Origin of the sequence: Pseudorhodoplanes sp., assembly GCF_035565795.1 — a bacterium.
GTDB lineage: Bacteria > Pseudomonadota > Alphaproteobacteria > Rhizobiales > Xanthobacteraceae > Pseudorhodoplanes.
In genome coordinates, this window is record NZ_DATMRV010000068.1 from 44279 (window position 1) to 53005 (window position 8727).

6 protein-coding genes are annotated in these 8727 nt (G+C 65.1%); 4 read left to right on the forward strand and 2 right to left on the reverse strand.

What is annotated here, in order from left to right:
- Positions 1–25 precede the first annotated feature (25 nt).
- Positions 26–397, forward strand: coding sequence for a DUF3597 domain-containing protein (locus VNZ93_RS07305; RefSeq protein ID WP_325702228.1), 372 nt, complete (start codon positions 26–28; stop codon positions 395–397).
- Between the two features lie 97 nt (positions 398–494).
- Here VNZ93_RS07305 and VNZ93_RS07310 read toward each other — a convergent pair whose 3' ends face one another.
- The gene (locus VNZ93_RS07310; protein ID WP_325702230.1) at positions 495–731 is read right to left on the reverse strand and encodes a hypothetical protein; all 237 of its coding nucleotides are present in this window, start codon (positions 729–731) and stop codon (positions 495–497) included.
- A 111-nt stretch (positions 732–842) separates the two neighbouring features.
- Here VNZ93_RS07310 and VNZ93_RS07315 point away from each other — a divergent pair, with 111 nt between their 5' ends.
- The gene (locus VNZ93_RS07315; RefSeq protein ID WP_414710006.1) at positions 843–2117 is read left to right on the forward strand and encodes an N-acetylmuramoyl-L-alanine amidase; all 1275 of its coding nucleotides are present in this window, start codon (positions 843–845) and stop codon (positions 2115–2117) included.
- Positions 2118–2159: 42 nt separating this feature from the next.
- Here VNZ93_RS07315 and VNZ93_RS07320 read toward each other — a convergent pair whose 3' ends face one another.
- On the reverse strand, positions 2160–4559 hold the full coding sequence (locus VNZ93_RS07320) for an autotransporter outer membrane beta-barrel domain-containing protein (RefSeq protein WP_325702236.1): 2400 nt from the start codon (positions 4557–4559) through the stop codon (positions 2160–2162).
- 487 nt (positions 4560–5046) lie between these two features.
- Here VNZ93_RS07320 and VNZ93_RS07325 point away from each other — a divergent pair, with 487 nt between their 5' ends.
- Positions 5047–7569 carry a penicillin-binding protein 1A gene (locus tag VNZ93_RS07325; protein ID WP_325702239.1) on the forward strand — a complete coding sequence of 841 codons (2523 nt, stop codon included), beginning with the start codon at positions 5047–5049 and terminating at the stop codon, positions 7567–7569.
- 99 nt (positions 7570–7668) lie between these two features.
- Positions 7669–8727 (forward strand): peptide chain release factor 2 gene (prfB, locus tag VNZ93_RS07330; RefSeq protein WP_325702242.1). Its coding sequence is split into 2 segments (ribosomal slippage), with 1058 coding nucleotides annotated over them: positions 7669–7737 and positions 7739–8727; the frame shifts between segments, so codons are not numbered across the junction. This gene is flagged as partial in the annotation.

Consider the following 8727-nt stretch of genomic DNA (forward strand, 5'->3'; position numbering starts at 1 on the left):
GCGACGCGCAAGCAGGAGGTATAAGATGAGCATTTTCGGGAAAATCTTGTCGGCCATTGGCCTCGGGTCGGGTTCGGCGGCGGCGACAGGTTCTGCGGCGGTGCCCGCAGGCGGCAGTGCGGGTGGCGCGGGCATGTCCCAGGTCGACGTGGACAAGGTCGTGACCGATCTTGCGTCGAAGAAAACAGAGAAGCTCGACTGGAAGAAGTCGATCGTCGACCTGATGAAGGTGCTGGACCTGGATTCGAGCCTGAAGAATCGTCAGGAGCTTGCCAAGGAACTTGGCTACACGGGCGACATGAATGACTCGGCCAAGATGAATATCTGGCTGCACAAGCAGGTGATGGTGAAGCTTGCGGAGAACGGCGGCAAGGTTCCCGAGAGCCTCAAGGCCTGATTGAAGGCCTGAAGCAAAATTCCGACGGTCAGGAGCCCCCGGATGCGATCAGCGCCGGGGGCTCTCGCTTTTCATGCCAGCGGTCTCTTCGCCGCTATCAGAACCGCACGCGGATGCCGGCGCCGGCGTGCAGCTTGGTCTGGATGCCGTTGTCGCCGGCGATGCCGTTGGCGAACACGTCGAGCGTGGCGAGTTGGGTCATCCGGTAGCCGACGCGCGCGCCGAACTCGAACCAGTCGAGCGATTGCAGCGGGGCGGGTGTGACGTTGCCGAAGACGAGGACATTGATCCAGCAGCACGGCTTCACCGGATCGACGTGGCGGACGCGTAACATCTACGTATATGGACTGTGGAACGCTGCAGCGTCGCGCCGCGGACACACCTGGACGCCGGCGCGCGGACGCCGCTAACAATCCATTAACCCACCGCTCCCTATGCATTAAGGATGAGGCGGGGGAGGCGACCGGTGGCCAGCCGCTTTGCGACAGGCTTTTGCGCTGTGCTTCTGACGCTCGCGGGTCTGTCCGCTGCGGCAGCGCAAAGCCGCGCGCCCGCGCCGTCGGCGCTTCCGGTGGCGACCGATATTCGCGTTGCCGGCGACGAAAAGCAGACCCGTCTCGTCATGGACGTGACCGCGACCATCGGGGTGCGGGCCTTCACGCTCGCCGATCCCTATCGCGTCGTCATCGATATTCCCCAGACCGTGTTCCAGCTGCCCCCGAAGGCGGGCGAAACCGGGCGCGGGCTGATCAAGGCCTATCGCTACGGGCTCGTGATGGCGGGCGGCTCGCGCATTGTCATAGACGTTGCGAAGCCGGTGCGGATCGAGAAGGCGGCCGTGCTCGATGCGCGCGGGGGCGAGCCGGCGCGGCTCGTGGTGGATCTCGCCGCGACCGATCGCGAAGCCTTCATGCGGCATCTGGCGCTCGACCGCACGGCGATGCGCGGGAGCGTCGCGATCCCGTCGATCGCCCGTCCGCAGGAGAAGCGATCGGGCGATCTGCGTCCGCTGATCGTGATCGATCCTGGCCATGGCGGCCCCGATACCGGGACCAAGGCCGGGGGCGGCGATATCCTGGAAAAGAACGTGGTGCTCGATTTCGCGCTGACGCTGCGCGACCAGCTCGAAAAGAGCGGGCGCTATCGCGTGGTGATGACGCGCACCGACGACACCTTCATCCCGCTGGCCGAGCGGGTGAAGTTCGCACGCCAGCGCCAGGCTGAATTGTTCATCTCCGTTCACGCCGACGCACTGCCGAAATCGGAAGGCGACGTGCAGGGCGCGACGATCTACACGCTGTCCGATACCGCCTCGGATGCGGAGGCGGCCAAGCTCGCGGAAGATGAAAACCGGTCAGACGTGATCGCCGGCATCGACCTCGCCAAGGAGCCGGACGATGTCGCCGACATCCTGCTGGATCTCGCGCACCGGGAGACCAAGACGTTTTCGCATGCTTTCGCGCGTCTCCTGGTCGGGGAGATGAGGAACACGGTCCGTCTGCACAAGAAGCCGTTGAAGTCGGCCGGTTTTGTCGTCCTGAAGGCGCCGGACGTGCCGTCGGTGCTGATCGAGCTTGGCTACATGACCAACCGGCAGGACCTGAAGCTTCTGACCTCCGAGGGATGGCGCGCAAAAGCGGCCGGGACGATGGTGCAGGCGGTCGAGCAGTTTTTCCGGACGCGGCTCGCCGGCGCCGAAGCATCCGCGGGACGGCGGTAGCGCGGACCATCTAGGACGGCCATGACGCGGCCATCCGCCCTGTCACCAGCGGTAACGCAGCACGCCCTTGCCGGCATAGCTCTGGGTGTTGCCGGAGAACTCGCCCTCGAAGCTTCCCGCGATCGAGACACCGTTCAGCAGCGCGAGTTCGGCTCCGGCGGAGACGAGCAAAGAGTCCGCGTCCGGCCGTGCACCGTTCACGGTAAAGGCAGTGCCGGGCAGCGCCATGAAGCCGGCATTGGCGATGCGATCGGTGTCGTAGTCGTGTGCCCAGGCCGCTCTGCCACGGAGCGTCAGCAGCGCGTCCCGCATCGGCATCGCGTAGTCGAAGCGCGCGCCAAGTTCCGATCGCGTCTGTGTGTCGGTGCGGCCGGCATAGGAGAGGGCGAAGGTGCTGGCGCCGGAGGTCGCGCGCTCGCTGTAGGACGGCAGGTCGAGGCTTGCGACCTGCACCGCGGCGTAGGGCGTCATGCCGGTGAGAGCAGAGCCGAAGCGCCAGCCGCCTTCGGCGCGACCGGCGAGCGTGTGGGCGTTGAAGTCAGCTTCGAGGTTGTCGGTGCCGGCGATCGTCACGATGCGCTTCAGCGTGAAGTCCTGCCAGCCGTAACCGAAGGCGCCCATCAGGTAAGCGGCGCCCCAGTTCTGACGCGCATAAACGCTCGCCTGGAACATGTCGGAGGTGCCGCCACCGAGCCCCTGACCGAGACCGAATGATGTGCCGCCACCGGCGAGCGCGAAACCGATCAATGTATCCGGCGTCAGCCGGTGATCCGCGCCGACCGCGAAGCCGTAGGCGCGCGAGGTGGTGTCATGCGAGCCGATCTGCGTGTTGCCTTCTGTCGTCGCGCTCGCGCCATAGCCGCCGCCCCATACGCTCCAGCGTGCGGCGAACGGCTCGCCGAGGGCAGGGGCTTTCGTGACCGGTGCATCCTTCAAATCGCGTTTGCTCGTCACCGCCGCGTAGGCGAGCCGCACCGTGTCGGACTGCGCCTCCGGTGCGAACGCGCTCGCGCCGCCACCGAATCCGCCGCGGTTCTCCGCGAACGGATCGAAGATCATGTTGAAGAAGGAATTCCAGGCCGTGAAGGTGGTGTTGGACACCGATGCGCCGGGCTCGCCCGACACCTGGTTCAGCGCATTGCGCAGCGCGTCGCCGGTCAGTCCGAACAGCGTGAGGAAGCCCGGCGGCAGCGTGCCGCCCTTGTTGAAGAAACCGTTGAGCGCATCAGCCACATTCTGCTGGTTGACCGTGAGCCCGCCCGTCGTGCCGCCGAGTTGCGCGCTGAGCAGCAGCAGCACATCGTTGCCCTGATAATCGAGCGTGGCTGCAAAGTTCGTGGGGGCGCCGGTCACACCGGTGAAGGGCGTGCCGCCAAGACCGCCACTGGCGGTCAGGATGGTGTACTGGCGCGCCAGATAGGATCCGGGATCGAACTGCGCCGTGACGCTGGCGCCGGTGAGGGTCGCGGCGCCAGAGGCCGTCACGCTGTCATTTGTTGTCGTCGAGAGCCGCACGACATATTGCGTGCCCGGTGCGAAGGTGAGCGGACCGTCGATCGACAAGGCCGAGCCGATGGTCGAGTTTGCCAGCGCCGGCGCGAACGATCCGCCCCCGGTTACGGCGATGCCGCCCGTGATCGTGCCGGTCCCGCCGACGAAGTTGGTGCCGCCGGTGAGGGCGATGGCATGGGTGCGGCTCGTCCCGTCGCCGGCGAGCCCGCCTTCGATGGCGCCGTTGTTGTTGATTGTCAGGTTGGAGCCGACGATTCCAAAGCCGCCCAGTCCGACAACGCCGCCAGTGCCGCCGGCACCGCCGCGTAGCGTCGTCCCCGTGGCCAAGTTGACCACCGAGTCGTTGATCAAGGCACCGTGGCCGCCGGCGCCGCCGGCCCCCGTGCCGCCGCCGCCCGTGCCTCCAGCACCGCCGGCGCCACCGATCACTGTGCCGTTTGCCTGAATGTTGAACCCACCGGTCACCCCGAAGGGGAGATAATAAGCTGTGCCGCCTGTGCCGCCTGAGCCGCCGAAGCCGCTTCCTGTGCTGCTGCCACCAGCACCGCCGGCGCCGGCGGTCCGAACGCCGGCCTGGAAGTTTACCGGGCCATTAGTCCCAGAGAAGGCTTGATAGATGTGCGAGCCGCCGGCTCCACCGCCACCACCACTGCCAGACCCAATGCCGGTGCCTCCGGCTCCCCCGGCAGGAGCAGTGAAGCTACCGCTCCCTAAGGAGCCCAAGGAGCCTCCGACATCAAGCACATGCCTGCCGCCGCCGCCGCCGCCGCCCCCGTCCCCGAGATTGGCGCCATCGGCACCCTCCTCGCCAGGCTGATTGATGTTGGCACTCCCGGCACCGCCTGCCGCGCCACCGCTGCCTGCCCCGCCAGCTCCACCAAAGATGTGTCCCGCGCCACCGCCACCGCCGCCACCTCCGGCGGTGCCCACTGTGCCGGCTCCACCCGTCCCAGAGTAGGAGGTCGCGCCGCCTGCTGCGCCGCCTCCGCCTGATCCGCCATTGGCGACGGCAGGACTGGACAGTGCCATCGGGAAAACAACAGCGCCGGTTAGTGCCGTTCCCGCCAGAAGCGCGTCGCGCCAACGCTGCCGTCCGCGAAACTGAAAATTCATCGCTTCCCCAAAGATGGCGGCGCTACAATTTTTGCGGACTCAAATTTGGCGGAGCGTAGGGTCGGGCGCGGAACCTTGCAAGTGCGCCTCCGGCCCCAGACACGGAAAAGTTGTTGCAGGCGTTTCGCTTGGGGCATCGGGCTAATCCCCAGGAAGCCTCAGTTTCGACATGAAAAACGGCGACCTGACGAGAGTCGGGAACGCTGTAAGATCTGCGAAAATTCCGATACACTGAGCGGGGTTTCAGCGCGCGCTGGGGGGCATGGGCCGCACCGGGCCGATTCGCGCCAATGGTTGAACCATCATGAGACTGATGCTGCGTTTCTTCGGCTTCCTGTTCGCGGTCGGGACCATCCTGTTTCTGGTCGGCGTCGCGGGCGTCGCAGGCATGATGTGGCATTACTCGAAGGACCTGCCGGATTATTCCCAGCTGCAGGACTACGAGCCCCCGGTGATGACGCGCGTGCATGCGGCCGACGGGTCGCTGGTGGCCGAATATGCCCGCGAGCGGCGCTTGTATCTGCCGATCCAGGCGGTGCCGAAGCGGGTGATCCACGCCTTCCTCTCGGCCGAGGACAAGAACTTCTACGAGCATGGCGGTCTCGATTTCACGGGCATGGTGCGCGCGGGCGTGCTGTACGCGCAGCAATACGGCACCGGCCGCCGTCCTCAGGGCGCCTCGACGATTACGCAGCAGGTCGCGAAGAACTTTCTTCTGACGAACGAGGTGTCGTTCAACCGCAAGATCAAGGAGGCGCTGCTCTCGATGAAGATCGAGCGCGCCTACACCAAGGACAAGATCCTCGAGCTCTATCTCAACGAAATCTATCTCGGCTTCTCCGCCTACGGGATCGCGGCGGCATCGCTTCTGTATTTCGACAAGTCGGTTCATGAACTGACGATCGCCGAAGCCGCCTATCTCGCCGCCTTGCCGAAGGCGCCGTCGACGCTGCACCCGTTCCGCCAGCGCGAGCGCGCAACCGAGCGCCGCAACTACGTCATCGATCGCATGGTCGAGAACGGCTATGTGAAGCCGGAAGAGGGCGAGGCCGCAAAGAAGCTGCCGCTCGCCGTGACTGCGCGCACGACCGGATCGCACATCTTTGCCGGTGAATTCTTCGCCGAAGAAGTGCGCCGCGAAATCTATGACCGCTACGGCGAGAAGAAGCTCTACGAGGGCGGCCTCTCGGTCCGCACCACGCTCGATCCGAAGCTGCAGCAACTCGCCCGCAAGGCGCTCGTGGACGGCATGATCCGCTATGACGAGCGGGCCGGTTATCGCGGTGCGATTCAGAAGCTCGACATTTCGGGCGACTGGGGCGTCAAGCTCGCCGAGGTCAAGGCCCTGTCCGACATCGGATGGAAGATGGCGGTCGTCCTCGAGACGTCCGATCAGTCCGCGCGCATCGGTTTCCAGCCGACGCGCGAGCCGGGCGGCGCCGTGGTGCGCGAGCGCCGCGTCGGTATCGTGCCGCTCGATGGCGTGAAATGGGCAAAGCCCGCTTCAGGTCCCCAGCGCGGCCGCGTGCCGACCAAGGTCAATCAGGTTCTGGAGGCCGGCGACGTCATCTATGTCGAGCCGCTCGAGGCCAAGGACGGGCAGGAGGCCCAGTATCGCCTCCGTCAGATCCCGGAAATTTCCGGCGCCATCACCGTGATGGATCCGTGGACGGGCCGCGTGCTGGCGATGGTCGGCGGCTTCTCGTTCGACCAGAGCCAGTTCAACCGCGCGACACAGGCGCTTCGTCAGCCGGGGTCATCGTTCAAGCCGTTCGTCTACGCAGCTGCGCTGGACAATGGCTACACGCCGTCCACGGTCGTGATGGATTCTCCGCTTTCGATCGATCAGGGACCGGGGGCGGGCGTGTGGACTCCGCAGAACTATTCGGCGGGCAAGTTCTATGGCCCACAGACGCTGCGGTTCGGCATCGAGCATTCGCGTAACGTCATGACCGTGCGGCTCGCGCAGGATGTCGGCATGCCGCTGATCGCCGAATATGCGAAGCGGTTCGGCGTCTACGACGACCTGCCGCCGTATCTGTCGTTTGCGCTGGGCGCCGGCGAAACCACGACGCTGCGCATGACTGCGGCCTATTCGATGTTTGCGAATGGCGGACGCCGTATCAAGCCGACGCTGATCGACCGCATTCAGGATCGCTACGGTCACACGATCTACAAGCACGATCAGCGCGAATGCCGCGGCTGCGATGCCGATCGCTGGGCCAACCAGCCGGAGCCGACCCTGATCGACAAACGCGAGCAGGTGATCGATCCGATGACCGCGTATCAGATCACTTCGATGATGGAGGGCGTGGTCCAGCGCGGAACCGCCACTGTCATTCGCGACGTCGGCAAGCCGGTTGCGGGCAAGACCGGCACCACCAACGACGAGAAGGACGCCTGGTTCGTCGGTTTCTCTCCCGACATCGCCGTCGGCGTGTATCTCGGCTTCGACAAGCCGAAGCCGATGGGGCGCGGTTCGACCGGTGGCCAGCTGGCCGCTCCGATCGTGCGTGACTTCCTGAAGGCGGCCTTGGCTGACAAGCCCGCTGTGCCGTTCCGCGTGCCTGCGGGCATCAAGTTGATCCGCATCGATCCGAAGAGCGGCATGCGGGCAGGCCCAGGCTCCGAGCGCGTGATCCTGGAAGCCTTCAAGCCGGGCACCGCGCCGCCGGATTCGTATTCGGTCGTCGGCTACTCGGAGTCCGGAGAGCGTTCGTTCGAGCCGGCCGGTGGTCCGCAGCCCTCTGCGGCTCCGCAGCCGCAGCCGACATTCGTCAATCCGCTCGAGCGGCTGTTCCGCCCGGGCCTTGGTGGATTGCACTGACGCGGCAGGACTGAACCTGGCCTTTGAAAACGAGAGCAGACCGGTTGCATCGCAGCCGGTCACTGGCTAAATGCGCGCTGACATTTCGTGGCACACATCATGCGCGCTGAAACTGAAAGCATCGTCGAGGATATCAAGCGGTCGGTCGGGCTGCTGAGGAGGCATCTTTGACTTCGATGCATCCAACGCACGTCTCGCTGAGCTGAATCAGCTCGCCGAAAGTCCCGAACTCTGGAACGATCCGCAGCGCGCCTCGAAGGTCATGCAGGAGCGCAATGCGCTCGAGGACCAGCTCAAGGCCATCGGCCGCATCGAGCAGGAGCTTGAAGATCATATCGGCATGATCGAACTCGGCGAGGCCGAGAAGGACGAGTCCGTTATCGCGGACGCGGAGCAGGCTCTCGCCAAGCTGAAGACCGAGGCGGCGCGCCGAGAACTCGAGGCACTGCTGTCGGGCGAGGCCGATTCCTTCGACACCTTCCTTGAAGTCCATGCCGGCGCCGGCGGCACCGAAAGCCAGGACTGGGCCAGCATGTTGTTGCGCATGTTCACCCGTTGGGCCGAGCAGCACAACTACAAGGTCGAGTATATGGAAGAGTCGCCCGGCGAAGAGGCCGGCATCAAATCGGCGACGGTCAAGATCACCGGCCACAATGCCTATGGCTGGCTGAAATCCGAGAACGGTGTGCATCGCCTCGTGCGGATTTCGCCGTTCGATTCGAACGCGCGCCGGCACACCTCATTCGCCAGTGTCAGCGTCTATCCGGTGATCGACGACCGCATCCAGATCGACATCAACGAAGCCGATGTCCGCACCGATACGATGCGGGCGCAGGGGGCCGGCGGCCAGCACGTCAACAAGACCGAATCCGCGATCCGGCTGACGCACATTCCGACCGGCATCGTGGTGTTTTGTCAGAACGATCGCTCGCAGCATCGCAACCGCGCGCAAGCCTGGGACATGTTGCGCGCGCGACTCTATGAGCGCGAGTTGAAGATCCGTGAAGAGAAGGCGGCAGCGGAAAATGCCGCCAAGACCGATATTGGCTGGGGCCACCAGATCCGCTCGTATGTCCTGCAGCCCTATCAGATGGTGAAGGATCTGCGCACCGGCGTCTCGACCTCCGATACCGGCGGCGTTCTCGATGGCGATCTCGA

What these genes read in the sequence shown, in the direction of transcription:
- VNZ93_RS07305 (WP_325702228.1), top strand. Translation starts at nt 26, where the DNA reads ATGAGCATTTTCGGGAAAATCTTGTCGGCCATTGGCCTCGGGTCGGGT.
- VNZ93_RS07325 (WP_325702239.1), top strand. Translation starts at nt 5,047, where the DNA reads ATGAGACTGATGCTGCGTTTCTTCGGCTTCCTGTTCGCGGTCGGGACC.
- VNZ93_RS07310 (WP_325702230.1), bottom strand. Translation starts at nt 731, where the DNA reads ATGTTACGCGTCCGCCACGTCGATCCGGTGAAGCCGTGCTGCTGGATC.
- VNZ93_RS07315 (WP_414710006.1), top strand. Translation starts at nt 843, where the DNA reads ATGAGGCGGGGGAGGCGACCGGTGGCCAGCCGCTTTGCGACAGGCTTT.